We start from the raw sequence: 23,510 nt of genomic DNA, 5'->3' as shown, positions 1-23,510 counted from the left end.
GAGAGTCCAAGCCCGCCGATCGTCCGCCGACCGACACCCACTCACCCGACGACTGACACCCACTCGTCGGCGACGCGCGGGAACGCGAGGACGGCGCCGGCCGAAACCGTCGCCGCCCATCCGATTCCGGCTCCGACGCCTACGGTTCCGCCGGCTCCGACGCCGGTGACCGCCCCTTCCACCGCGAGTCCGCCGAAGATCGCGACCGCGATCGCGGCGTTGAAGTACGGGACCCGGAGCGCGAGCAGTCGCGGCGAGAGTGTCACCCACCCCGGCGTCGGGGTCGCGACCGGATGCAGGGCGCCGATACGGATCAAGGTCCCGACGACGACCGCCGTGGTCCACGCGACCAGCGCGGTCGCCTTCGCGTCGAACCACCCGTCGGCCGGATACTCCATCACGAACAGCAACACGGGCAGCGAAACGACCGATATCTCTGCGAACACGCGAGGCGTGTCGTGGAGGAACAGCCCGAAGCCACGCTTTTCGGTTCGAGTCAGTTGCCCGTACCCGTACCACGTCCGGCGCGTGTTCGACTCGGCGGCGTCGGTCTCCCGGCCCGGGACGCGTCGACGGCTCATGGCTCCGTCTCCCTCGTCTCGGCGGCTCCCGTGTCGTCGACGGCGACGACGCCGTCGATCGCGACCGCGTCGCCGACGGCGACGGTCGCCCCCCACGACCGCTCGGGGACGACGGTGTTGACCATCAGCCGGAAGTCGTGGTCGAACCGGTCGCTCGCGGTCCATTCGGGGAGCGTCTCGCGCCGCCGCCGGATGAACGTCTCCCGGAATCCGGGGATCTCCTCGCCGGTGTCCGGGTCCCGCGACGGCACCACGCAGCGCTGACACGGGTTGACGCCGATCAGCTCGACGGCCGGCTCGTCACCGATCGCGAACCGAACGCCCTCCCCGTGGTCGGCGAAGAGACGGTCCTCCCAGAAGGCCGGACAGTCGTCGAGCACCACGTTCGGACGGAGCCGCCGGCGCGCTTCCGTCGCGTCCGCGATCTCGTCGAACCACGAGGCGACGGCCGCGAGCGTTCCGGTTGAGACGACGGTCGGTCCGGGGGCGGCTCGGTCGTCGGGGAAGCCGCCGGCGGACTCGGACACGAGGTCGACGTCGTACCCGAGGAACTCGCCGACCCACGCGGCGAGCGCGTCGCCCTCGTCGGGGAGTGCGAACCGGCGCTCGTCGGCATCGGTCGCCGTCTCGGGCCGTGACGGCCGCTCTATCGTCACCGCCGTCGGGGTCGCGTCCGTCGGTCCGGCGAGCTCGTAGCGCGCGCGCAGCCGGTGGATCGCGGGTTCGCTCTTCCCGTTGACGTATCCCCCGCCGCCGCCGACGGAGGCGGCGTGCGGGTCGACGCCGGCCTCCACGAGGGCGTAGGACCGATCGCCGCGGAGGGCGCCGTTGGGGCCGAGCGTCGCGCGCCCGATGCTGACGCCGTCGAGCGATTTGAACGGATACGCGACGAGGTCCGCTACACGTGTCATACGCCGGGTTCGGCGGGACGGTACAAAAAAATCTGTGTCGGACTGCGGCGGGTCTTACTCCGAATCGGCGTCGGACTCGCCGTCTTCGTCGCTCTCGTCCTCGGGTTCGATATCGAGTCCGGCCGCCGCGAACGCGTCTTCGACCTCTTCGACGGGGACCGTCCGGTACCCGTCGGCCTCGGTGATCGTGGCGACCGCGACGTCCGCGGGCTCGAACTCGTCGTCGTGCGCCGCGAGCGCCGCGAGCGCGAGCTCGATCCCCTCGGAGAGCGAGAGGTCGTCGGTCCACGCCTCTTCGAGGTGGCCCTGGATGTCCTTGCGGCCGCCGCCGATGACGGTCGCCTTCCACTCGTTCGGCGTGCCCGAGGGATCGGCGGCGAACAGCCGCGGCCGCCCCTCGTCGATGCCGCCGATCAGGAGCGCGGCGCCGTACGGGCGGGTGCCGCCGCGCTGGGTGTTCTCCTGGATGTGATCGGTGACGAACTTCGTCAGCGTCTCGACGCCGACCGGCTCGCCGTAGCGGAGGCGGTTCCCCTGCGACTGCCGGCGCGCGAGGTCGATCAGCTGGCGGGCGTCGGCGACGTGACCGGCGCTCGCCGTGCCGACGTGGTCGTCGAGCTTGTGCAGCTTCTCGATGCTCTCGGCCTCCATCAGCGTCGAGGAGGCGCGGGACATCGCCACGAAGACGACGCCCTCGGTCGTGCGAACGCCGACGCTCGGCGCGCCGCGAGAGACCGCCTCGCGGGCGTACTCGACCTGATAGATCCGACCGTCAGGCGAGAACAGCGACGTGCCGCGATCGTACGCCTGCTGGTCGTTGCCGCCCATCATCGCCGATCACCCGCTCGCGCGGTGTCGCATTGGCTCATTACCCTCCCTTACGTCGGACGGTTGAAAAACCCTCCTTAACCGGTACGCGGGATCCGACGCCGGACCCGGTTTCCGAGCGGCGCGTCGACGCAGATCCCCGTCTGCGACGCATATATGCCGATCCGTCCCCTAACCGGAATGACATTGACATCCATCCGAACGACAGCCGCGCTACTGGCCCTCCTCGCGATCGTCGGGGCCGTCGGCGGGGCAACGGCGGTGCCCGACGCGCGGATCACGATCGACGGCGTCGGGCTGAGCGTGACCGATCCGGCCGTCGGTGAGCGGACGTCGCTGAACCTGACGGTCTCGAACTCGGCCGGGAGCCCGGCGGCCGCCGACGTGACCGAGATCCGACTCCTCGACGCCGACGGGGAGACGCTCGACGAGGCGACCGCTCTCGGCGCGCTCTCCGCGGGCGACTCGCTCGACGCCGAACTGCGGACCCGGTTCGACGACCCCGGCGAGAAGCGACTCACCGTCGAGGTCGTCGTCGAACAGGAGGCGGTGGGCGACGCGGCGGACGACGGTGACGAGGACGCTGCCGGCGAGACCGTGACCGTCACCCGCGACGTCGTCGTCGACGTCCAGCCGGCCGAGGTCGCGCTCGACCTCCGGACCCGGGCGCTCTCTCCCGAGGATCTCCAGAGCGACGACGAGAGCGAGGGGACCGGCGTGAACCTAGGCGGTATCGAGGGGATCTTCGGCGGCGGAGGCGGCGGCCTCGACACCGGTGACGACACCGAAGAGGTCGCGCGAGCCGCCGACTCGCCCGTCGAAGTGACCGTCGTCAACACGGGGACTACGACCGCCGACCGCGTGAGCCTGACCGCAGTGGGAACGGCCGTCGACGGTGACGACGGGGCCGGCGACGGGAGCGACGAGGGCGACGCAGGCGACGGGGAAACCGCTTCCGAGGGTCTCGACGCGGGCCCGTTCGTCGTCGAGGACGTCGCGCCGGGCGAGGAGCGGCGCGTGCTCGTCGACCTCGGTCCGCTCGACCGGCGAGAGGCGGTGACGTTCACGGCGGCGTTCCGGTCGGGGACCGACGCGCAAGCGGGCGTCGGCGCGGAGCGCACCGCGGAGTCGACGCTCGACTACCCGCCGCGCGAGGCCGCGGCGACCGTGACCGACGCCGCCGTCCAGATCGGCGAGGGCGGCGCGCTCACCGTCGACGCCAACCTCGGTAACGTCGGGGGCGGCGAGATGGAGGGCGTCGTCGTCTCCGTCGCGGACGCGCCCGGCGTCGAGCCGACGCCGGCCGGCGAGGCGTACTTCGTCGGCACGCTCGGCGCGAGCGACTTCGTCGGCTTCGACCTGCGGACGACGGCGAACGCCTCGGTCGCCGACGAGGTCCCGATCCGCGTCGAGTACACCGAGCGAGGGGTCAGATACACCGAGACGGCGACCGTGGCGCTCCCCGACGCCGACGGGGCAGACCGCGACGGCGCCGGCACCTTCGGGCGCTTCGGCGGCGCGCTCGGCGGCGTCTCGGACGCTCCCGGCGGCACCGCGGCCGGCGCGATCACCGCCGTCGGCCTCGTCGGAGCCGCCGCGCTCGCGGTCGTCGGCGGGGTGGTTCGCCGCCGTGACGTATAGCGTCGAACTCCGGGGGGTGACGAAGCGGTACCCCGGTGGCGGCGGCGAGCCGGTCGTCGCGCTCGACGCCGTCGACTTCGCGGTCGAGCCGGGCGAGTTCGTCGCGGTGGTCGGTCCCAGCGGGTCCGGGAAATCGACGCTGCTCAACGTGCTCGGCCTGCTCGACGACCCGACGGAGGGTCAGCGACTGCTCGGGGGAACCGACGTGACGAGCCTCTCGGTCGCCGAGCGAACCGCCGCGCGCAAGGAGTCGATCGGGTTCGTCTTCCAGGACTTCCACCTCCTGCCGACGCTCTCGGCCGTCGAGAACGTCGCGCTGCCGACGGCGTTCGACCCGGGTGACGCGACCGATCGGGCCGCCGACCTGTTGGACCGCTTCGGGCTCGGCGACCGTCTCGACCACGATCCGAGCGAACTCTCCGGCGGGCAGAAACAGCGGGTCGCCATCGCGCGGGCGCTGATCAACGATCCCGCGGTCCTGCTCGCCGACGAGCCCACCGGGAACCTCGACACGGAGACCGGTGAGGCGATCCTCGCCGAGTTCGAGCGCGTGCGGGCCGAGGGCGTCGCCGTGATCGCGGTCACCCACGATCCGCTCGTCGAGGAGTACGCCGACCGCGTCGTCGAACTCACCGACGGCGTGCTCGTCGGCGGGGTCGTCGACAAGGGGCGCGACCGGGGAGGCGACGAAGGAGTCGACGCCGCCGAACGCGACGATACCGGGCGCGACGACGCCGAACGCAACGACGCCGAACGCGACGATACCGGGCGCGACGACGCCGAACGCAACGACGCCGAACGCGACGTCACCGAGGATCGCCGCCCGGTGACGCCCTCGGAAGAGCGATGAGCGGGGACCGCAACTGGTCCGGTTGGCTCCGCGGCTGGCGCCCGGCCGTGTCGATGGCCGGGCGGAACCTGCGGCGGAACCGCGTACGGACCGTGCTCGCGGTGCTCGGCGTGTGCATCGGCGTGCTCGCGGTCGCGGCGCTGGGGATCTTCGGCAACGTGCTCGCGCTCGGCGCCGACGACGCCATCGGCGACATCGGCACGCAGGTCGTGGTCTCGCCAAACGCCGACGCCGGGGTGGAGTCGCTCTCGGAGGCGGACGTGGCGGCGATCCGCCGCGCCGTCGGCGAGCCCGCGGTCGTCCCGCTGTACACCGACAACGCGGTCGTCGGGAGCGCTGGCGGACAGACGTTCGCGACCGTGTACGGCGTTGAGGAGCCGGGGCTCGCGTTCGAGGCCGCGGACGGCAGGCTCCCCGAGCGACACAGACGGGGGGCGATCGTCGGCGCGGGGATCGCCGAGGACCTCGGGCTCGACGCGGGCGACACCGTCGAGATCGCGGGCCGGCAGATCCGCGTCGTCGCCGTGCTCGCCGAGAGCCAGACGTTCAGTCCGGTCGCGCCCGACGACGCCGTCTTCCTCCCCGAGTCGGCGTTCTCGGCGGACGGGTACAACCAGGTGCTCGTCGTCGCCGAATCGGGCGAGGCGGCGCGGACGGCGGCCGACGGCATCCGCGAGGAGGTGAACGCCCGCGAGGAGCGCGTCGACCTGTTCGAACTGGCCGCGGTCGTCGACGAGATAAACGGGTTCTTCGACCTGTTGAGCAGGTTCCTGCTCGGCCTCGGAGCCATCTCGCTCGTCGTCGCCGGCGTCTCGATCCTCAATGTCATGCTGATGAGCACGGTGGAGCGACGCCAGGAGATCGGCGTGATGCGCGCCGTCGGCGTGACGCGCCGCGACGTGTTACGCGTGCTGCTCGCGGAGGCCGGTCTCATCGGGGCCGCGGGCGCGGCGGCCGGCACCCTCCTCACGGTGCTGCTCGTCGCCGGGCTCGTGGTCTCGACGCCCGCCGTCGACATCGACCTCGTGTTAGACCCGACCAACGGGTACTACCTCCTCTTGGCGCTCGTGTTCGGCGTCGGCGTCGGGCTCGTCAGCGGCGCGTACCCCGCGTGGAAGGCGGCGAACGAGCGGCCGGTCGAGGCGCTGCGGAGCTGAGCCGCCTGAGCCGCCTGAGCCACTCCCCGCGGTCAGCTGTCGACGCGCTCGTACGTGACGAACGAAATCTCGCCGTCGGCATCCTCCGCCGGCACCGTCTCGCGGTCGGTCTCGATCCACTCCTCGTCGTCCCACGCGGGGAATCGCGTGTCGCCGTCGGGACGCCCCGGCACCTCGGTCAGCACCATCCGATCGGCGCGGTCGAGGAACTGCTCGTAGACGGTCGCGCCGCCGATCACGAACACCGCGTCGACGCCGCGGTCGGTGGCGTCCGCGGTCGCGCGCGCCACCGCCTCTTCGACGTCGTTCGCGACGGCGGCGCCCTCCGGGAGATCGGGGTCTCGAGTCGTCAACACGACGCTGGTTCGGTCCGGCAGCGGCCCGCCGATCCGATCGGCGATGCTCTCGTAGGTGGCGCGGCCGACGATCACGGGGTGACCCGTCGTCAGCCGCTTGAAGTGCGCGAGGTCGGCCGGGTAGTGCCACGGCATCCCGCCGTCGTCCCCGATGACGCGGTTCTCGGCGACCGCGGCGACGAGGACGATGTCGAGATCGGTGGCGGTGGGCGCGTCGTCGGTCATCACTCCGCGACCGCGAACGAGAGCCCGTCCGCGGAGTCGTAGTCGACGACCTCGATATCCTCGTAGGTCAGTTCGTCGAGCGGCTTGTCGGCGATCTTGATCCGCGGGCGGTCGCGCGGCTCCCGCGAGAGCTGCTCGAGGAGCCCGGGGACGTGGTCGTAGCCCGCCTCGCCGTCCGCCTCGTCGGGAGCGGTCCGCTCGACCCAGCTTTTCACGTCGAGGTAGTCGGCCTTGCTCTCGACAGTCGCGAGCCGGTCCTGCACGTAGCGGAGGTTGTTCGCGTACCACTTCCCGCGCTCGCCGCGGCCGCAGTAGACGTGCGCGTCGACGACGGTGTGACCGAACTCGCCCACCTCGAAGCCCGTCCGCTGGGCGAGCGCGTTCGCGAGCAGCGCGTAGGCGGCGATGTTGAAGGGGACTCCGAGCGCGATGTCGCCCGAGCGCTGCGTGAGGTGGAGGTTGAGCCGGCCGTCCTGCACGTTCACGACGAACGTGTAGTGACACGGCGGCAGCGTCGACGTCGCCGCGTTCGCGGGGTGCCACGCGTTCACGACCATGCGGCGCGAGCGCGGGTTCTCCTCGAGCGTGTCGAGGACGTACTGGATCTGGTCGAAGGTGCGGCGATCGGTCCCGTCGGGGCCTTCCTCGACGGTGACCCACCGATGGGCGTCGTCGGGCCAGGTCTCGCCCGGGAGCGCGGCGTCGTCGCTCGGGACGGGGTAGCGCCGCCAGAACCGGCCGTACGCGGTGTCGAGACGCCCCTCGTCGTCCGCCCACGCGTCCCAGATCTTGGTCTCCTCGCGGAGGGTTCGGACGTGCTCTTCACCGGAGAGGTACCAGAGCACCTCGTGAATGAGCGAGTTCCAGCGGTAGCCGTCCATCTTCTTCGTCGTCAACAGCGGGAACCCCTCAGCGAGGTCGACGGTGTACTGTCCGCTGAACGACGCGATCGTGTCGACGCCGGTCCGATTCGGCTTGTAGGTGCCCGTCGACAGGGTGTCGTCGACGAGATCGAGGTACTGTTGCATGGTGGTCGGTGTCGCCTCCGGCGGAGTCCGGCGGGACGACGGATCTACCCGTCCAAACGAATTGGACGATGTAAATGATCGCTATTTATCGCGGCCGTCCCGGGGATCCACCACGCGTAGGCGCACAGTCGATCCGCCGGCTCGATCCGGTTCAGTCGTCGTCGCTGAGGATCCCCTCGGCGACGGCCATGTCGTCGACGCTCGGGTCCTCGGCGGACCGCCGAAGGACGAACCGCTTGCGGACCAAGTCGGCGGCGTAGATGACCGTGCCGAGAATGAGCAGGCTGTCACCGGGGAGCCGGGCCCAGAACAGCGTCTGCACCGTCGAACCCTCGTAGAAGGCGAGGCTCCGAGCGGCCGCGTAGCTCTCCGTGAACGCGACGTCCAACTGCAGGAAGCCGACCGGGAGCACCGAGACGAACACCATCAGCGCGAGCCCGACGTTCCAGCACCAGAACGCCGCTCGGAGCCACGAGCCGTCCCAGCGCTCGGGGTCGATCGACAGCTGAAGCATGTACGTGACCATTCCGAGCGCGAGGAACCCGAACGCGCCGAACATCGCCGCGTGGGCGTGTCCGACGGTGAGGTACGTGCCGTGTTCGTAGTAGTTGATCAGCGGGAGGTTGATGAAGAAGCCGAGCACGCCGGCGCCGACGAAGTTCCACACCCCGCTGGCGACGATGAACATGAACGGGAGCGTGTAGGGGAACTCCGCGTCCGACATCGCCCGGTACTGCCCGATCGCCTCGTAGAGAATGAAGACGAGCGGAAGCAGTTCCAGCGTCGAAAAGACGCTCCCTATCGGCACCCAGTAGTCGGCCATACCGATCCACCAGTAATGGTGTGAGACGCCGATCACGCCGGTGCCCATCACCAGGAGCGCCTGCAGCATCACGGCCTTTTCGGCGCTGCGCCGCGAGAGGAGGTTCATCGACACGAGCGTGAGCCCGATGATCGCGACGATGAAGAACTCGAAGGCGCCCTCGACCCACATGTGAACGACCCACCACCGCCAGAACTCCGTGACGGCGATGTTCGTCGTCGGCGTGAACAGGAAGCCGGCGACGAACAGCAGGGTGATCGAGCCGCCGGCGTAGAGGATCATGTGCGCGAGCCCGTACACCGGCTCGCGGTCGAGCAGCGGCTTGAGTCCCCGAATCGCGAGGACGGCCCAGAGCACGAATCCGACGAGCAGCCCGCCCTGCCACACCTTCCCGACTTCGAGGTACTCCAGCCCCTCGTTGCCGAGGAGCCACCAGAGCTGACCGTCGAAGTACCCGTTCGCGCCGAGCCAGATCCCGCCCATCCCGCCGACGACCACGGTGACGAGCGCGCCCAACAACACGTTGACATACCTCGCCTGCCGTTTCGGCTCGTGACCGGTCAACAGCGGCGGGAGGAACAGGCCGGCGCCGAGCCACGTCGATGCGATCCAGAGGATCCCCAGATCGATGTGCCACGTCTTCGCGATTGAGAAGGGGAGGAGCTGAAGGATGTGTACGCCGAACAGCTCCTCGATCCCGAAGAAGCCGGCGCGCTCGATGTAGAAATGGGCGAGTAGCCCGCCGAGCAACACCTGTGCGAGGAACAACCCGGCGGCGATGGGAACGAACCGCAGTGCGGCGCGCTGGCTCGGGAACACGCTCACGTCGCCGGGCTCGGGCACCGACACTCCCTTCGCCGACGGCTCCGGGAGCGTCACCGACTTGTACAGGAGGATGGCGGCGCCCGCCGCGCCGACGAGCAGCACCATCGCGATCACGCTCCAGATCATCGCGGAGCCGGTCGCGTCGTTGCCGGCGGCGGGCGAGTACGGCCAGTCGTTGGTGTACGAGTGCTCCGCGTCGGGCCGGTCGGTGTGAGAGAACCACGCGGTCCACAGCGCGAAGTCGGCGAACGCCGCCGCCTCCTCCGGCGACTCGATCATCCCCTCGGGGACACCGCGGGCGTGGTCGCCCTCGTGGTACCGCTCGACGTAGGTCGCCCGCACCTCCTCGTGAGCGTACGCCTCCGCCGCGGAATACTCGACGACGCCGGTGCCGTCGTGGGCGCCGTCGAGGTCGTCGCGGACGGTCTGGTCGATCGCCGCCCGCTCGCTGGACGACAGCGAGTCGTAGGCGGCGTCGTGCTCCGCTTGCGCGTAGTACTCGCGCATGTGCTCGGTTTTCAATTCCAGCGTCTCGGCGGTGTAATCCTCACCGTAGTACGCGCCGTTACCGAGAATCGATCCGTGGTTCATCAGCCCGTACTGTTGAAAGGCCGCTTTCCCGTCTTGGATCGTCTCGCCGGTGGTCACCGTCTCGCCGTCGGGGCCGACGACATCGTCGGGAATCGGTGGCGCCTCCTGATACGCGAACCACGCCCCGGCGCCCATGACGACGAGGTTCAACAGGAACGCCGCGACGATGACCTTGGCGATCGTTTTGCGAGTGAGTTCCATCGACGGGGCGTTGTGCCTCAACGACCTACTCAGTTGACGGCAACATATTCGGTCGGGGCACGCCCGATCGAGAGGGCGACCCGCGAGGGCCCGATCGGAACGGAACCGACCCCGAACATGTTCGCACGGCGATTCACCCCCCGGGAGCGCCTATCCGTACCCATGACACAGGCCAGAGAGTCGGCGAGCGACCCCGATCCGACGAGCGTTTCGGGCGCGGAAACGACCGTCACGGTGCGCTGTACCGGGCACGTCCGCACCGAGCTCGAGGTGTACGAGTTCGAGTACACGTTCGCGGGCGATACGCTGCGGGAATTCCTCGACGAACTGTTCGATGACTACCCCCAGCTCCAGGAGATGCTGATCGCGGAGACCGAGGCCGACGCGACTCACAGCGGCTGGGCGCCGACGCCGGAGGAGTTGCCCGGCACGTGGACGAAGAACCCGGTCGGCGAGCAGACGATCGCGTACGCCCGGATCCTCGTCAACGGCCGCTTCAACGAGAACGAACAGGGGTTCGACACGACGCTCGAAGACGGCGACCGCGTCGCGCTCGTCTACCCCTTCATGTTCTGCTGTTGAAGTCGATCGGTGGAAGTGAGCCGCGCCGCTCACGAGGTGTGAGCGCCACGATATGCGGGGGAAGGTATTCGAACCACGGTCGGACGTGCTCGCTTCGCTGCGCGCGACCTCCCTGATCCGAATCCCTTCAGGACCGAGTCCTGCTGCTCGCGAATTGCTCGCAGCAGGAATGCGGGGGAAGGGATTCGAACCCTCGAACCTCTACAGGAGCGGATCTTAAGTCCGCCGCTTTTGGCCAGGCTCAGCCACCCCCGCGCAGATTCGGGTTCCCGCGGTGGGGTCAAACCCCTTTCGGATGCGTCCGGCGGCGCTCGGTTCTAAGCGGCCCTACCAATCGACCGAGAGCGTTCCGTCGCCGTGCGGGTTCGGCGCGATCTCCTCGTCCGTTCGCCGGTCGACGACGTGGATGACGCCCGCGCCCTTCTTCGCGGGACACACCTCCGCCGCGCGGATGTTCTCGTCTAAGTCCTCCTCGCCGATGTAGTACGACCGCGGCTTCGCCATCCCGCTTTTGATGTCCATCACCCAGTTGTCGCCGACCTCCGCGCACTTGCCCGCCCCGAAGCACTTGTTGGCCTCGAAGACGATCTTGTACGGCTTCTCCTCGATCGGCGGGCCCTCCCCGCCGATGTCGCTCGCGCGCACGACCGCATCGTGGTCGATCTCCGCGTCGTCGCTCATACCGTTGCTCGGCGCCGACCGAACTTTCCTCTGTCGGTCGTTCTCACCGGATGCGGCGGCGACGTCGATACCGTCGGCGCCGCCGGACTCGCCGGACGCGATTCACTCCTCGACGTGCTCGGCCAGCAGTCGTTCGGCGTGCGCGGCCGAGTCGGCGAGTTCCCATCGAACCTGCGCCGCGTCCCGGTAGGCGAGGGCCTCTTTCAATTCGTCGCGGAGGACGCCCGTGCCGAACCCGACCGTGTTCCCGTCGCCGTCGCCCAGTTCGTACAGCGCGTACCGGGCCGGCGCGCCGCCGACCGTCGAGCGGTCGAGATCGCGCCACGGCTTCGCGAGGCTCATCGGTCGCCGTCGTCCGCGGTCGGCGCGTCGGTCGTCATCGGTGCGTCGGTCCTCATCGGTGCGCGTCGAGGCCGTCTTCCGGCGCGTCGACGATCTCGAAGCTCCCCTCCGTCCAGCCGTCCTCGACGAAGACGAACACCCGGCCGCCGGCGATCTCGGGGTCGGCGATCACCTCGTTGCGCTGGCCGGTCCGCCCGACGATCACGCCGGGGAACACCTCGTCGCGCTCGCCGTCCTCGACGATGACGCGGCCGACGCCCGAGTCCTCCAAGATGTCGTCGTCGGTGTTGTAGTCGTTGACGTACGTCATGACCCCCTCCGTCTCCGTCGGGTCGGTGACGAGCACGTGCGTCTCCTTGCCGGGACCGGCCGTGACCGACCCTTCGACGGCGTCGGGGACGCCGCGGTAGAGCGTCGTTCGCCCGTCGAGGTACTCGATGACGATCCCCTCCTCGCGGAGGTCGACGCCGATCGACGTCGGCGGAACGTCGTTGCGTGACGGTGCTGACATACGCGTCGCTCGGTGCGCCCGACTCAAAAGGGACGCGCTCGGCGGCGGCCGGACGCGAAACGGGGAACTCCTCGACGGGGCCTTCACTCGCGAGAATCGGGGATGGCACCTTTAAGACCCCTCCGCCGGGAGAACGTATCATGCAACGGACGCGACGCGGCCTGTTAGGGGCCGGGGTCGCCGCGGTCGGATTCGCCGGGTGTCTCGGCGTCGACGGCGTCGAGTATCCGGACGAGGCCGACGACGACCCGCCGAGCGCCGACCCGGAGGCGCCCGACGGCGACGGCAGCTCGGACACGTCAGACGGCGACAGCGACGATTCCGTAACCGACCAAGACGACGACCTCGGTCCCCACGCGAACGAGGCCCTCGCGGCGGCGACGCGAGCCGTCGTCGACGACGCCGTCTGGTTCGCGACCGAGTACCCGGACGCGGTCGCGAGCTACAGGGCGGCGGTCCGCGACGTCGTCGCCGAGATCGACGCGGTACGGGCCGCGGTCGACGCCGAGGACGCGGTGGCCGCTTCGATGGCCGATCGGCTCGCCGCGGCGGGTCGCGGCGCCGCCGACCGCGCGGCCGACGCGCTGGAGCCGCACTTTCGACCGCGCGCTCGGATCGTCTCCCGGACCGACCGGCACGTCGAGCCCCTTCGGCGCTTCGGGAGGCGCGGCGACGTCGACCGGTTCCTCGAATCGCTCTCGCGCATGCGGAGCGCGTTCGCCGGACTCGCCACGGCCACCTACACCGACGAGGCGTTCTCTCGCGATCCGGTCCACAACCGGCTGCTCGATCGGTTGCTGGCCCCGTTCCCCGAGGACGGCGACCGTCGAAGCGACGCTCGCGACACGCTCTTCGTCGAACTCGCGGTCCCGACCCGCGGGTTCGCGACGTTCGCGCACCGCCCCTACGACACCGACCGATACGACCGCTCGCGGATTCCGCGGATCTACGGGACGGCCGTCGGCGCGGACCGCCGCGAGGAGCTTCGCGCCCGACTCGGCCCCATCCCGCGTCCCGGGGACCGCACCGAGGAGGTGTTCGCCGCGTTCGCTTCGCGCCCGCCGGCCGGCGCCTCGCCGCGCGAGACGTTCGAGGGATGGGCTCACGAACTGGACGGGACGCCGGTCTACGTCCAGCGGTATCCGGACTCCGAGACGGCGGCACGGCGACTGACGACGGTCCTCGACGAGGCGGAGACGGAAGGCCGAGCGCCGATCGATCCGCGCGCGACCGCGGCCGGATCGAACCTCTCGGGAAGCGCGGGGGGTGGCGGCGATGGCGACAATGGCGCCGATGGCGGCGACGACGGCGATGGCGACGACGGATCTGCGGGTCCGACCCGATGGCACCGCCTGTACCACCACGAGGCGACCGGCGAGCGGTACGGGTTCGACGAGCACGCCGGCGTCCAGTACGGCTACGTCGTGCAGGCGGGGGAGTTCCTCCTCGCGGCCGGCTTCTCCGGCGACGCGTGGGAGGAGCGGGCCGGGTGGCAGCGTCGACTGGCGGACGGCTGGGTGGTCGCCTGATGAACGCGAACGGGATGGGGGTGATCGCGGCGGTGTTCGCGCTCGTCGGCGTCGGCGTCGGCCTCGTCGGCGCCGTCGCGACCGGTTGGGCGGAGACCGCTCTCGCGACCGCCGCGACCGGCGAGACGGCTCGATTCGGCCCGGTGTTCGTCGCGCAGACGTACCTCGCGGTCACCGCGGCGTCGCTCGTCGTCGCTCCGGTGATCGCGGGCGTCCTCGGGGTCCTGGTCGGCTCGCAGTCGTACGACGCGAGCGAGGCGGTCCTGACCTGCGGAGGCGGCGCCGGACTCGGCGCGCTGGCGTACGGGCTCGCCGTCGTCGTTCTCGTCGTCGCCTCGCAGGGCGAGGCGGCGGCGCAGGCGCACGGAATCGTCGACGCGCTGGGACCGCTCGCCGCGACCGCCGCCGTCGCCGCCGCCGTCGGAGCGGTGGCCGGCGCCATCGGATCGGTGACGGGGTAGTCGATGACGGACCAACCCGACCGCGGCGATGCCGCCGCCGAGGCGACCGCTGACGGGGACCCGACCGCCGGGGCCGTGCGAACCGCCCTCTCGCGCCGGCGAGTCTTGGTCGCCGCCGTTCCCGGCCTGCTCGCCGGCTGCCTCGTCGAGTCCGGCGAGTCCGGCGAGTCCGGCGGGTCCGCCGATTCTTCCGGCAGCACCGATACAGCCGAGGGCGGCGACGCGGCCGAAGGAGACGCCGACGAGGACAGCGACGCCGATGGGGAACACGACGCGGGTGCGACCGAGGACGACGAGTCGCAGCCGACACAAACAGAGGGATCAGAAGATCCCTCGGACCAACTCGGCCCCGACGGCTCCGGGCTCGTCGTCGCGAACGCGGCGGTGCGCTCGGTGACCGATCGCGGCGCCGAGACGACCGTTCGCGCCGAGTTCACCGTCGAAAACGCGGGACGGTTCACGTACGGCACGATCGAGTTCCGGGCCGACGCGTACGCGACGCGGCCGGGATCGCGATCGCGCGACGCGGTCGGCTACGCCTACGTTGTGGAGCGTTTCGAGTCGGGGAACCGGTTCGACGACGGGACTCGCCGGGTCGCGCTGGACATCTCGTTCCGCAGCCGCGACTCCCGGGCGCGCGCCGACCCCGACTGGTACGACGTCGACGTGGCGATCCGGCGCGCAGAGCCGGTCTGAGCCGCGCGGTGCCGATAACGGGCGCCACGGCCCGCCGAGCGGTCGGGTTGGTGGGAGTTCGGGAGACCTGCCGTGATCGCTACCTCTTTGTCCGCGCGAAGGGGCGAGTTGTGCATGGAGGGACGGGCAGCCGCGCTCGGCGCCGGCACCGTGTTGAACGCGCTCGCGACCGGAACCGGTGCGGCCTTCGGTATCGACGTCGAGACGCGCGCGACGGTCACGCTTGATACGGCAGAGCGCGGCGTCGACGGCGCGATCGCCGAGGCGCCCGACGCCGACACCGAGCTGATCGAGCGCTGCGTCGCGCTCGCTACCGACCGGTGGGGCGACGGCGAGGGCGGCGCGGTCCGCACCGACAGCGACGTGCCCCTCGCCGCCGGCTTAAAAAGCTCCAGCGCGGCCGCGAACGCGACCGTGCTCGCGACGTGCGACGCCCTCGGACTGACCGTCGGCGACCGATCGGACGATCCGGAGGTCGACGTGACTCGCCTGGCGGCCTGTCGGCTCGGCGTCCGAGCGGCCCGGGAGGCCGGCGTCACCGTCACCGGCGCGTTCGACGACGCCACGGCGTCGATGTTCGGCGGCGTCACCGTCACCGACAACCCGAGCGACGAGCTTCGGTCGCGCGAACCCGTCGACTGGGACGTGCTCGTGTGGACCCCGCCCGAGCGCGCCTACAGCGCGGACGCCGACGTGGCCCGCTGTGAGGCGGTCGCGCCGATGGCCGACCTCGTGGCCGACCTCGCGCTCGACGGTCGGTACGCCGAGGCGATGACGGTCAACGGGCTCGCGTTCTCCGCCGCGCTCGGCTTCGACGCCGACCCGGCGGTGGAGGCCATGCCCCACGCCACCGGGGTGTCGCTGTCGGGCACCGGGCCGAGCGTCGTCGCCGTCGCGGACCCCGACGACGCCGAGACCGACCTCGACGCGGTCGCCGACGCCTGGAGCGAGCGTCCCGGCGCCCTGCGACGAACCACCACCCGGAACGACGGCGCCAGCGTCCGATGACGACCACGAGCGATTTCCAACGAGTGATTCCCAATGAGTGATACACCCAACACAGAGGAGCGAAGTCTCGACGAACTGCGACACGAGATCGAGGACATCGACCGCGAGATCGTCGAGCTGATCGCCCGCCGAACGTACGTCGCCGACACCGTTGCGGCCGTCAAAGACGAGCGAGACCTCCCGACGACCGACGAGAGCCAAGAGGAGCGCGTGATGGACCGCGCCGGCGAGAACGCCGAACGATTCGACGTCGACGCCAACCTCGTGAAAGCGATCTTCCGGCTGTTGATCGAGTTGAACAAGGTCGAGCAGCGAGAAAGCCGGTAGACAGAGTACCCTTTTACGGTCGAACAATCAGTCCGGAATCGGTTCGATCGAGAGCATGACGCCCGTCTGACTCGAACTTATGTGCGCTGACATGGTATATGACATCAGGAACCATGATCCCGGACCTCCCCGTAGAGCGCGTGAACGGCCAGGAGGAGTGGAACTGGAACGAACGACAGACGGCGAGAACGACACCCGACACGCCGGGAGACGCCACAGACCGGCGGCCCGGTGGCGACAGCCGCGGCGACGCCCGTGAGTACCCCGAGGCCGCTCGACGCCGCGCCGACCGGCTCGAGTCCGAACTCGAACGGAAAGAACAGGAGCTACAGCGGGTCATCGAACGGTACGAGCGACTCCTCGCGAAGAAGAACCAACAGCTCGCGGACCGGACCAAGCAGAACACGGACCGGGACCGGCAGTCGACGGTTCGCGACGTCCTGTCCCGATACGCCGGCGACCGGTGGTGAGCCGGGCGCGCTATCGCCGCTGACGGCCCTCACTCGTCGCCGTACCCGCGCTCGGCGACTCGGCGGGCGGCGTCGCTCAGGCCCGACCCTCGCTGCCCCGCTTCGGTCCCGTCGTCGTCGTGGCTCCCGTCCTCGTCGCCGCTCCCGCTGTTCTCGCGACTTCCGCTGTTCTCACCACTCTTGCTGCTCCCGCCGCTCCCGCCGCTCCCGCCGCTCCCGCCGCTCCCACCGCTCCCGCCGGCGATCGCTGACGTGTCCGAGTCGACGTTCCCGTCGGTTTCGGGACGCTCCGCGTCTCGTGGGGTGCGTCGCGCTGCGGGCGGAACAAATGCGGTCTCGACCGCGCGGACGATCTCTTCGACGCTCTCCGCGTCGAGGCGGTCGGCGTACGCCTCGCGGATCAGGTCGGGAACCGCGTAGGCGTACTGCCCTCGTCCGGCGTGTCGGATGACCCCGGCCCGTCGGATCGGGCGGTGGCGGCTGTAGGCGTGCCCGGAGTCGCCGTCGCCGCCGGCGTCGATGTGGGCCGCGACGGGGTCGCTGACGCCCTCGCGGCGGTAGTGGCGAAGCATCTCCCGTGACAGCTCCGGCAGCGACTCGATGCGGCTTCGAAGCTCTTCGATGACGGCCTCGCGGGTGCCGAGTTCGACGGCGTCGTCGAACCGGAGCGCGCTTTCGGCCACGTCCGCTCGCGTGACGGGGTCTACGTCGGAGGCGGAACGGGGACGGTCGCCGTCGGCGGCGCCGTCCCCGTCGATCGGATCCGCGTCGGCCGTCCGTTTCTCCTCGGTGCCGTCCGGTTTGGCGTCGTCCGTCGCCGCGGTACCGTCACCGTCCGTGTCTGCCGTGTCGTCCGGTTCGGCCGTGCCGGCGTCGACGCCGTCGGCGTCGTAGCTGGCGAGGTCGGCCTGATCGCGTCGCTTCGCGGACGCTACGGACCGGCCGCCGCCACCGCGGTAGGGGGCCTCGGCCTTGCCGAGCAGGGCCTGTGCGAACTGGTCGGCCATGCTGCTCAGGTCGCGGGCGTCCTCCAGTTCGCGCTCGAGTTGGGTGATACGCTGGCGTTTCTTGTCGAGCTCCTGTCTGAGGTCGGCGAGCTCGGACTCGTGACGGGCCTTCTCGTCGGAGATCGACTGCAGCTCGCCGACGAGGTCGCTGGAGACCGACTTGAGCTCCGGGCGCTCGAAATCGTCGAGCCCGGGGGTCGCGCCCGCGTCGAACGTCTGCTTGCGGTGGAACTGGATCCGACGGATCGACTCGTCCCAGTCGGTCATGAGGAAGGCCTCGCCGTCGCCCAAATCCTCGACGGCGCTCGCGTACTTCGAGCCGAGGATGCGGCCGACGACCTTCGTGTCGTTGTCCCACGTGAGCCGGTGCCAGCAGAGCCAGTCGCACTGGGTGATGAAGTCCTTTTTCACGTCGGCGGGGCGCTGGCTGATACCGACGATCCCCAGCCCGTGTTTCCGGCCGCGCTTGCCCACCTTGATCAGCATCTTGCCCGTCTCGTCCATGCCGCCGCCCTCCGGGATGTACTCGTGGCACTCCTCGACGACGAGGAGGAACGGCTTCTTGAGGCGCTTCTCCTTGGCGAACAGCTGTTTGACGACCTCGAGCAGCAGCTCGTTGGCGACGGACTCTTCGAGGTAGCCGGAGACGTCGAGGATGATCGGGACGTTCTGCTCTAAGGCGAGGTTCGCGAGCTTCTCGGCGTGCTCGGGAGAGACGACGATGTCGCACTCCTCGTCGGCGCCGGCGTGGAGGATCTCGTACTCCTCTTTGAGGCCGTAGTACTCCCCGTCGGTGTCGACGATCATCACGGGGAACCCGTTGTCGAGGAGGTTCTCGATGACGACGCTCGCGGTGTTGCTCTTGCCGGACCCGCTTTTCCCCGTTATGAAGGAGCGGCCGGTGAGCACGTCTACCACCGGGAGCTCGACCGGTGATCCCGGTTCCGCCGTCGCGTCGCCGCCGATCCCCTCGCTGACGTCCGCGACGTGGATCGTCTCCTGCTCGGTCATACCCGTGACAGGTACCGCCCGCCTCATAAACCATCGGCTCGGAGCGCGCCGACGCGAGAAACTCGGCCGGAAGCGCGGCGGCGGCTCCGTCCCGGAGAATTATACGTCCCGCCGTCGACGAGACACCTGTGAACACCAGCAACACGCTCCTCAACGCGCTCATCGGCGCGGTCGCGACGTTCGTACTCTCATTTACTGGCATCGGACCCGTGCTCGGCGGCGCAGTGGCGGGGTACCTCGAGGGCGGCGAGACGAACGACGGCCTCCGTGTCGGCGCGATATCGGGCGCGATAGCTTCGATCCCCGTGTTCGGAATCCTGCTGTTGATCCTGTTCGTCGTCCCGGTCGCTCCGGACGCTGGCGTCGTGCTCGGGAGCGCCCTGTTTATCCTCGGGATCATCGCGCTCGTGTTCGCCTACACGATGGCACTCAGCGCGATCGGCGGGGTCATCGGGAGCTACGTGAAACGAGAGCTGTAGTCGCGCGACGAGCCGGAGGGCAGCCCGTGAGTCGTTCTCGTCGCGAACGCTTCCGGGCGCAGTCGCGGACACTTTTATAAACGGTCGATCCGCCGCGGACGCCGCCGCACGGGTGCTTATAAATAGGACGTCGCGAGCGGCGGTCGTCGGTCGGCCTCAGTGCTCGCCGCCGGTGCCGCGGCGGTCGGAGTCCAGATCGATGTCGAGGTCGTCGAGCAGTTCTTCGGCCTCCGCGCGCTTCTCCTGGTGGTCTTCGAGGAACTCGCGCATGAGGTCCGCGGCCTGCTCCTTACAGCCGCCACAGAGGCGCTCACCGTTCACGCACTCGGAGTAGACGGTCTTCGTGAGCTCGTCGTCGTCGCCCGCGAGCAGGTAGGCGTACAGCTCGTAGACGGGGCACTCGTCGGCCTCGCCGCCCAGTTCGCGCTGCTCGGCGGCGGTGTCGCGGCCGCCGGTCGTCGCCGACCGCACCTTGTCGTACCCGTCTTCGGGGTCGTCCAAAAGCGAGATGTGGCTTGCCGGGACCGACGAGGACATCTTGCCGCCGGTGAGCCCGGTCATAAAGCGGTGGTAGATAGAGGAGGGCTGGCGGAAGCCGAACCCGTCGTGGTCGATCTCGACGTCGCGCGCCAGCGCCTCGGCCTCCTCACGGGTGAGGTCGAACGCGTCGACGTGGCCCTCGAAGACGCGTTTCTCGCCGTCGACCGCCTCGATAAGCGCCTCGAACGCCGCCTCGGTGGCGTTGCGGTCGAAGAAGCGGACCCGGGGGCGGAGCGGCTCCTTGCCCCCCGATCGGAGCTTGTCGAGGGCGGTCGACTTGGCGGCGACGAGGTCAGTGGCCGCCGAGTCGGTTTCGGGCGGCTCGTAGTCGGCGAGCCAGTCGGCGGCGTCCCCACAGCGCACGTCGCTCTCGGCGTTCTCGTCGCTCTCGGTGTCCTCGGCACCTCCGTCGCCGGCCGCGAGCGCGTCGTAGGCGGCCCGCACGAGCCGGCGCTCGTCGTCGTTCAGCTCGAAGGAGGCGAACGCCTCGGTCACCTTGAAGTAGCGCACGCGGGTCGCCAGGTCGCGGGTCAGCCGGACGTGCGGGTCCTGGTCCGGCCCGACCGGGATCACGGTTGGTTTCGGCTCGTCGACGAGCTGCGGGTAGAGGATGTCCGCGGTCTGGGTGATCACGCTCTGCATGTGCGAGATGTTGGTCTCGCCGTCGAAGCCGTAGATCGCCTCGAACTCCGAGAAGTTCGCCTTCGAGCCGAGTTCGAATCCCAGGTCCTGGACCTCGCGGTTGTCGGACTGGCGGTACAGTTCGCCGTCCTCGGCGTCGAACCCGAGCGCGAGCAGCGAGAGGAGGTAGTTGCGGGCGTGCTCGTCGATCTCGCTCCACGACATCCCCCGGGCGGAGTGGGCTTCGAGGTCGGCGATCAGCCCGAAGGCGTCGCCGCCCTGCTCTTGGTGCCAGATCAGCTCGTCGAAGACGAGCTTGTGGCCGATATGCGGGTCGCCGGTGGGCATGAACCCGGAGAGCGCCGCGAACGGCTCGTCGTTCGCCATCGCCTCGACGACCGCGTCGTACTCGCGGTGCCCGAAGATGACGCCGCGGCGCATCAGGTAGTGCGGGTCGATCACGTCGTCGGCGACGTCGTCGAACGCCTCGATGCCGAACTCCTCGAAGAGGTCCGCGTAATCGCCGACCGACGCCGACCCCCACGGGTCGAGCGCGACGTCCTCGGTCGGTCCGTCGGCCGGCTCGGTCCCGCCGTCGGCGCGGGGCGCGCCTCGATCCCCGGCAGTCGCCGCCTCGGGAGCCGCCGCACCCTGCGCCGTCTCGTCGGGGGTGTCCTCGTTCATACGTCCTCTCCCGTCGGTCGACGCAAAAACCGTTCGCTTGCGGGGGAGCCGTTGACACGACGCCGGGGTCACCCCGGACGCCAGAGACGCTCCGGGCGCCGCAGCGGGCGAGTTCCTATTTAAACGCCGCGGCCCTGCAGCCGCTCTTCCTCGGGGATGTCGGCGTTCGACTGCCCCTTCATTCCCTTGCCGATCCCGGAGGCGATCTCGGCCAGCGCGTCGGGGTCGTCCCAGTTGTTGACGGCCTCGACGATCGCCTCGCCCATCTGGACGGGGTCCTCCGCGCCGAAGATCCCGGATCCGACGAAGATCCCGTCACAGCCGTGGTACATCATGAGCGCGGCGTCCGCGGGCGTCGCGATCCCGCCGGCCGCGAAGTTGACGACCGGGAGCCGCCCGGCGTCCGCGGTCTCGTGGACGAGGTCGCGGGGGGCGCCGTGCTCGCGGGCCCACTTCTCGCGCTCCTCGTGGTTCAGGCCGGTGAGCGTCCGGATCTGGGTTTTGATGGTGCGCTGGTGTTTGACCGCCTGATTGACGTCGCCGGTGCCGGCCTCGCCCTTCGTCCGGATCATGGCCGCGCCCTCGCGGATGCGCCGGAGCGCTTCGGGGAGGTCGCGGGCGCCGCAGACGAACGGAGACGCGAAGTCGCGCTTGTCGGTGTGATACTCGTCGTCGGCGGGCGTGAGCACCTCCGACTCGTCGATCATGTCGACGCCGAGCGACTCCAGGATCTCGGCCTCCTTGCGGTGGCCGATCCGGGACTTGCCCATCACCGGGATCGAGACCTCGTCGATGATCTCGGTGACGTTGCCGGGGTCGGGCATCCGCGCGACGCCGCCGCGCTTGCGGATGTCGGCCGGGACGGCCTCCAGCGCCATCACCGCGACCGCGCCGGCGTCCTCGGCGATCCGGGCCTGTTCGCGGGTGACGACGTCCATGATGACGCCCCCTTTCTGCATCTGCGCGAAGCCGCGCTTGACCAGTTCGGTCCCCCGCTTCAGCTCCTCTAGATCCGTGGCCTCTGCCATGTTCGATCGGTAGGGCGCCGCCCACTTAACGGGTGGCTTTCGTCCGATTATCGGCCGTTGCGTGGCGTCTGAGAACGGCGCGGTTCCGCGGACTCTGCCCCCGCTCACCGCAATGGAAAAGCCCCTCGCTAACGACGGACTACCCATGACCAGCGGAGCCATCCTCGCCGGCGGCCGCTCGACGCGCTTCGGCGACGCCGACAAGTCCGTCGTCGACCTTGCGGGCGTCCCGATGATCCGGCGCGTCGCGAACCGGTTCGCCGGCGCCGACGACCCCGTTCCCCCGGGCGCGGCGCGCGCGTCCGGCGGCGACCCGATCGTCGACGACCTCGTGATCAGCTGTCGGCCCGACCAGCGGGACGCGATCGAAACCGCGCTCGACGGCCTGTCGCTGCCCGTCCGGTGGGCGCTCGACGCCGAACCGGACCGCGGCCCCGTGGCGGGCATCCGGAACGTCTGCCGGGCGGCCCCCGGCGACTACGTCGCGGTCGTCGCCTGCGACATGCCGTTCGCGGACCCGTCGTTCCTCGCGACGCTCGTGGAGGACGCCGCGGGGCACGACGCCGCGGTTCCGCGGCTCGACGACCGATGGTTCCAGACGACGCAGGCGGTGTACCGCGCCGACGCGATGGCGGCCGCTTGCGACCGCGCGCTGGCTCGCGGCGACCGAAAGATACTGGCGCCGCTCGACGAACTCGATCGAGTCGTCGGCGGCGACGCGTCGATCCGAGAGCGCACGACGCCGCGTACGTTCACGAACGTCAACACCCGCGAGGAACTGGCCGACGCGGCGTCGGTCGTCGCCGACGCCCTCCGGAAGGACTGATCCGAGTTCGCGGGGTCCGATCCGAGTTCGCGGGGTCCGATCCGAGTTCGCGGGGCCTGATCGGAGTTCGATCCGCCTCATGAGACCCCGGAACGCCTTACCGTTTGAGCAGGTCGTACGCCTCGGTGAGCTCTTTGAACGCCGCTTCGTCGCCGTCTTCGCCGTCCGGGTGGAGCCGCTTCGCCTGCTCCCGGTAGGTCGATCGAATCGCGTCCTGTCCGGCGGTTCGATCCAGCCCGAGCGTCTCGTACGCCTCCCGCTCGGTCATCCCGCTCGTCGAGGGGGCGCGGTCGCGGGGGTCACGCGGGTCACGGGAACCACGCGGGTCACGACCGCCGAAGCCGCCCGCGGCCCCGCTCGCTCCGAACCCGCCGTCCGTGGCGCCGCCGCCGGCGCCGGCCGACCGGTGCGCGCTTCGCCGGTGCTCCGCCGCCCGGGCGCGTTGCCTCGCTCGTCGGTGTTCTGCCGGCCCGGCCCGCGCGGCCTCCCGCCGAACCCGATCGCGGAGTCGACCGCTGGCGTGGTACCAGAGGAAGTACGCGACGACGCCGAAGGGGACGGCGAGGATCAGAAGCACCGGAGAGACGACGACTCCGGCGACGGCGAGCAACGCCGTCAGTCCGATGAACGTCGCGGCCAAGCCGACGATGATCGCTCGATTCGTCACGACCGTGATCGGGGCGCCAGCGT

Annotated in this window: 25 protein-coding genes and 1 tRNA gene; 12 read left to right on the top strand and 14 right to left on the bottom strand. The window is 70.1% G+C overall.

Going from position 1 to position 23,510, the window contains the following annotated elements:
- Positions 1-41: 41 nt before the first annotated feature.
- From C461_RS09535 to psmA, 3 genes are read right to left on the bottom strand one after another with little or no spacing between them, the layout of a single operon-like run.
- Positions 42-581, bottom strand: a complete 540-nt coding sequence (locus C461_RS09535; RefSeq protein ID WP_008000718.1) for a hypothetical protein — start codon at positions 579-581, stop codon at positions 42-44.
- Positions 578-1,492: an MOSC domain-containing protein gene (locus tag C461_RS09530; protein ID WP_008000717.1), complete on the bottom strand. Its 915-nt coding sequence runs from the start codon at positions 1,490-1,492 to the stop codon at positions 578-580. Before C461_RS09530 ends, C461_RS09535 begins: the two co-directional genes overlap by 4 nt.
- Positions 1,493-1,546: 54 nt before the next feature.
- Positions 1,547-2,320, bottom strand: a complete 774-nt coding sequence (gene psmA / locus C461_RS09525; protein WP_049906506.1) for an archaeal proteasome endopeptidase complex subunit alpha — start codon at positions 2,318-2,320, stop codon at positions 1,547-1,549.
- A gap of 180 nt (positions 2,321-2,500) precedes the next feature.
- On the opposite strand from psmA, the gene C461_RS09520 reads away from it, so the two are divergent.
- Genes C461_RS09520 through C461_RS09510 form a run of 3 tightly spaced genes read left to right on the top strand, consistent with a single transcriptional unit; the run spans position 2,501 to position 5,968 of the window.
- Entirely contained in the window at positions 2,501-3,961 is a 1,461-nt protein-coding gene (locus C461_RS09520; RefSeq protein ID WP_008000715.1) for a hypothetical protein, read from the top strand.
- Positions 3,951-4,811 carry an ABC transporter ATP-binding protein gene (locus C461_RS09515; RefSeq protein WP_008000713.1) on the top strand — a complete coding sequence of 287 codons (861 nt, stop codon included), beginning with the start codon at positions 3,951-3,953 and terminating at the stop codon, positions 4,809-4,811. The genes C461_RS09520 and C461_RS09515 overlap by 11 nt, the downstream gene beginning before the upstream one ends.
- A complete protein-coding gene (locus tag C461_RS09510; RefSeq protein WP_008000712.1) occupies positions 4,808-5,968 on the top strand; it encodes an ABC transporter permease in 1,161 nt (386 codons plus the stop codon). The genes C461_RS09515 and C461_RS09510 overlap by 4 nt, the downstream gene beginning before the upstream one ends.
- A gap of 32 nt (positions 5,969-6,000) precedes the next feature.
- Here the strand turns inward: C461_RS09510 and C461_RS09505 are convergent, their stop codons facing one another.
- From C461_RS09505 to C461_RS09495, 3 genes are all read right to left on the bottom strand, one after another.
- Positions 6,001-6,549, bottom strand: a complete 549-nt coding sequence (locus C461_RS09505) for a dihydrofolate reductase (RefSeq protein ID WP_008000711.1) — start codon at positions 6,547-6,549, stop codon at positions 6,001-6,003.
- Complete coding sequence (thyA, locus tag C461_RS09500; RefSeq protein WP_008000710.1) at positions 6,549-7,577, bottom strand: thymidylate synthase; 1,029 nt, start codon at positions 7,575-7,577, stop codon at positions 6,549-6,551. Before thyA ends, C461_RS09505 begins: the two co-directional genes overlap by 1 nt.
- A gap of 151 nt (positions 7,578-7,728) precedes the next feature.
- Entirely contained in the window at positions 7,729-10,017 is a 2,289-nt protein-coding gene (locus tag C461_RS09495; protein WP_008000708.1) for a nitric-oxide reductase large subunit, read from the bottom strand.
- A 162-nt stretch (positions 10,018-10,179) separates the two neighbouring features.
- On the opposite strand from C461_RS09495, the gene C461_RS09490 reads away from it, so the two are divergent.
- Positions 10,180-10,599 carry a MoaD/ThiS family protein gene (locus tag C461_RS09490; protein WP_008000706.1) on the top strand — a complete coding sequence of 140 codons (420 nt, stop codon included), beginning with the start codon at positions 10,180-10,182 and terminating at the stop codon, positions 10,597-10,599.
- 170 nt (positions 10,600-10,769) lie between these two features.
- Here C461_RS09490 and C461_RS09485 read toward each other — a convergent pair.
- The 4 genes from C461_RS09485 to C461_RS09470 form a co-directional block, all read right to left on the bottom strand.
- Positions 10,770-10,854, bottom strand: a tRNA-Leu gene (locus C461_RS09485).
- Positions 10,855-10,926: 72 nt separating this feature from the next.
- A complete protein-coding gene (locus tag C461_RS09480) occupies positions 10,927-11,280 on the bottom strand; it encodes a ferredoxin (RefSeq protein ID WP_008000704.1) in 354 nt (117 codons plus the stop codon).
- A 102-nt stretch (positions 11,281-11,382) separates the two neighbouring features.
- On the bottom strand, positions 11,383-11,622 hold the full coding sequence (locus C461_RS09475; protein ID WP_008000698.1) for a DUF7508 domain-containing protein: 240 nt from the start codon (positions 11,620-11,622) through the stop codon (positions 11,383-11,385).
- A 52-nt stretch (positions 11,623-11,674) separates the two neighbouring features.
- On the bottom strand, positions 11,675-12,133 hold the full coding sequence (locus tag C461_RS09470; protein WP_008000695.1) for a DUF5796 family protein: 459 nt from the start codon (positions 12,131-12,133) through the stop codon (positions 11,675-11,677).
- 140 nt (positions 12,134-12,273) lie between these two features.
- Between C461_RS09470 and C461_RS09465 the strand changes: the two genes are divergently transcribed.
- The 6 genes from C461_RS09465 (at position 12,274) to C461_RS09440 (ending at position 16,624) form a co-directional block, all read left to right on the top strand.
- A complete protein-coding gene (locus C461_RS09465) occupies positions 12,274-13,662 on the top strand; it encodes a hypothetical protein (RefSeq protein ID WP_008000693.1) in 1,389 nt (462 codons plus the stop codon).
- Positions 13,662-14,123 carry a hypothetical protein gene (locus C461_RS09460; protein ID WP_008000690.1) on the top strand — a complete coding sequence of 154 codons (462 nt, stop codon included), beginning with the start codon at positions 13,662-13,664 and terminating at the stop codon, positions 14,121-14,123. Before C461_RS09465 ends, C461_RS09460 begins: the two co-directional genes overlap by 1 nt.
- A gap of 3 nt (positions 14,124-14,126) precedes the next feature.
- Positions 14,127-14,819, top strand: a complete 693-nt coding sequence (locus tag C461_RS09455; protein ID WP_008000688.1) for a hypothetical protein — start codon at positions 14,127-14,129, stop codon at positions 14,817-14,819.
- Between the two features lie 114 nt (positions 14,820-14,933).
- Positions 14,934-15,827: a shikimate kinase gene (locus tag C461_RS09450; protein ID WP_008000686.1), complete on the top strand. Its 894-nt coding sequence runs from the start codon at positions 14,934-14,936 to the stop codon at positions 15,825-15,827.
- 33 nt (positions 15,828-15,860) lie between these two features.
- Positions 15,861-16,154: a chorismate mutase gene (locus C461_RS09445; RefSeq protein WP_008000685.1), complete on the top strand. Its 294-nt coding sequence runs from the start codon at positions 15,861-15,863 to the stop codon at positions 16,152-16,154.
- A gap of 98 nt (positions 16,155-16,252) precedes the next feature.
- The gene (locus tag C461_RS09440; protein WP_152418378.1) at positions 16,253-16,624 is read left to right on the top strand and encodes a hypothetical protein; all 372 of its coding nucleotides are present in this window, start codon (positions 16,253-16,255) and stop codon (positions 16,622-16,624) included.
- 29 nt (positions 16,625-16,653) lie between these two features.
- On the opposite strand, the gene C461_RS09435 is transcribed toward C461_RS09440, so the two are convergent.
- Entirely contained in the window at positions 16,654-18,642 is a 1,989-nt protein-coding gene (locus C461_RS09435) for a helicase HerA domain-containing protein (protein WP_008000683.1), read from the bottom strand.
- A 128-nt stretch (positions 18,643-18,770) separates the two neighbouring features.
- On the opposite strand from C461_RS09435, the gene C461_RS09430 reads away from it, so the two are divergent.
- Complete coding sequence (locus tag C461_RS09430) at positions 18,771-19,121, top strand: DUF5518 domain-containing protein (protein WP_008000682.1); 351 nt, start codon at positions 18,771-18,773, stop codon at positions 19,119-19,121.
- A 156-nt stretch (positions 19,122-19,277) separates the two neighbouring features.
- On the opposite strand, the gene C461_RS09425 is transcribed toward C461_RS09430, so the two are convergent.
- Positions 19,278-20,966: a tryptophan--tRNA ligase gene (locus C461_RS09425; protein WP_008000681.1), complete on the bottom strand. Its 1,689-nt coding sequence runs from the start codon at positions 20,964-20,966 to the stop codon at positions 19,278-19,280.
- A gap of 119 nt (positions 20,967-21,085) precedes the next feature.
- Entirely contained in the window at positions 21,086-21,994 is a 909-nt protein-coding gene (pdxS, locus tag C461_RS09420; protein ID WP_008000680.1) for a pyridoxal 5'-phosphate synthase lyase subunit PdxS, read from the bottom strand.
- Between the two features lie 145 nt (positions 21,995-22,139).
- Here pdxS and mobA point away from each other — a divergent pair, with 145 nt between their 5' ends.
- Positions 22,140-22,820 (top strand): molybdenum cofactor guanylyltransferase, encoded by a 681-nt coding sequence (gene mobA, locus C461_RS09415; RefSeq protein ID WP_008000679.1) that lies wholly within the window; start codon positions 22,140-22,142, stop codon positions 22,818-22,820.
- A gap of 97 nt (positions 22,821-22,917) precedes the next feature.
- On the opposite strand, the gene C461_RS09410 is transcribed toward mobA, so the two are convergent.
- The gene (locus C461_RS09410) at positions 22,918-23,487 is read right to left on the bottom strand and encodes a J domain-containing protein (protein ID WP_008000671.1); all 570 of its coding nucleotides are present in this window, start codon (positions 23,485-23,487) and stop codon (positions 22,918-22,920) included.
- Positions 23,488-23,510: the final 23 nt, after the last annotated feature.

The organism is Halorubrum aidingense JCM 13560, assembly GCF_000336995.1.
GTDB classification, from domain to species: Archaea; Halobacteriota; Halobacteria; order Halobacteriales; family Haloferacaceae; genus Halorubrum; species Halorubrum aidingense.
Note: the sequence above shows the minus strand (reverse complement) of the source record. Positions and strands in the feature narration are given on the sequence as shown.

Bases quoted from the DNA above. Each gene is read 5' to 3' on its own strand.
- C461_RS09535 (WP_008000718.1), bottom strand. From the start codon at position 581: ATGAGCCGTCGACGCGTCCCGGGCCGGGAGACCGACGCCGCCGAGTCG.
- C461_RS09530 (WP_008000717.1), bottom strand. From the start codon at position 1,492: ATGACACGTGTAGCGGACCTCGTCGCGTATCCGTTCAAATCGCTCGAC.
- psmA (WP_049906506.1), bottom strand. From the start codon at position 2,320: ATGGGCGGCAACGACCAGCAGGCGTACGATCGCGGCACGTCGCTGTTC.
- C461_RS09520 (WP_008000715.1), top strand. From the start codon at position 2,501: ATGACATTGACATCCATCCGAACGACAGCCGCGCTACTGGCCCTCCTC.
- C461_RS09510 (WP_008000712.1), top strand. From the start codon at position 4,808: ATGAGCGGGGACCGCAACTGGTCCGGTTGGCTCCGCGGCTGGCGCCCG.
- C461_RS09505 (WP_008000711.1), bottom strand. From the start codon at position 6,549: ATGACCGACGACGCGCCCACCGCCACCGATCTCGACATCGTCCTCGTC.
- thyA (WP_008000710.1), bottom strand. From the start codon at position 7,577: ATGCAACAGTACCTCGATCTCGTCGACGACACCCTGTCGACGGGCACC.
- C461_RS09495 (WP_008000708.1), bottom strand. From the start codon at position 10,017: ATGGAACTCACTCGCAAAACGATCGCCAAGGTCATCGTCGCGGCGTTC.
- C461_RS09490 (WP_008000706.1), top strand. From the start codon at position 10,180: ATGACACAGGCCAGAGAGTCGGCGAGCGACCCCGATCCGACGAGCGTT.
- C461_RS09480 (WP_008000704.1), bottom strand. From the start codon at position 11,280: ATGAGCGACGACGCGGAGATCGACCACGATGCGGTCGTGCGCGCGAGC.
- C461_RS09475 (WP_008000698.1), bottom strand. From the start codon at position 11,622: ATGAGCCTCGCGAAGCCGTGGCGCGATCTCGACCGCTCGACGGTCGGC.
- C461_RS09470 (WP_008000695.1), bottom strand. From the start codon at position 12,133: ATGTCAGCACCGTCACGCAACGACGTTCCGCCGACGTCGATCGGCGTC.
- C461_RS09465 (WP_008000693.1), top strand. From the start codon at position 12,274: ATGCAACGGACGCGACGCGGCCTGTTAGGGGCCGGGGTCGCCGCGGTC.
- C461_RS09460 (WP_008000690.1), top strand. From the start codon at position 13,662: ATGAACGCGAACGGGATGGGGGTGATCGCGGCGGTGTTCGCGCTCGTC.
- C461_RS09455 (WP_008000688.1), top strand. From the start codon at position 14,127: ATGACGGACCAACCCGACCGCGGCGATGCCGCCGCCGAGGCGACCGCT.
- C461_RS09450 (WP_008000686.1), top strand. From the start codon at position 14,934: ATGGAGGGACGGGCAGCCGCGCTCGGCGCCGGCACCGTGTTGAACGCG.
- C461_RS09445 (WP_008000685.1), top strand. From the start codon at position 15,861: ATGAGTGATACACCCAACACAGAGGAGCGAAGTCTCGACGAACTGCGA.
- C461_RS09440 (WP_152418378.1), top strand. From the start codon at position 16,253: ATGACATCAGGAACCATGATCCCGGACCTCCCCGTAGAGCGCGTGAAC.
- C461_RS09435 (WP_008000683.1), bottom strand. From the start codon at position 18,642: ATGACCGAGCAGGAGACGATCCACGTCGCGGACGTCAGCGAGGGGATC.
- C461_RS09425 (WP_008000681.1), bottom strand. From the start codon at position 20,966: ATGAACGAGGACACCCCCGACGAGACGGCGCAGGGTGCGGCGGCTCCC.
- pdxS (WP_008000680.1), bottom strand. From the start codon at position 21,994: ATGGCAGAGGCCACGGATCTAGAGGAGCTGAAGCGGGGGACCGAACTG.
- mobA (WP_008000679.1), top strand. From the start codon at position 22,140: ATGACCAGCGGAGCCATCCTCGCCGGCGGCCGCTCGACGCGCTTCGGC.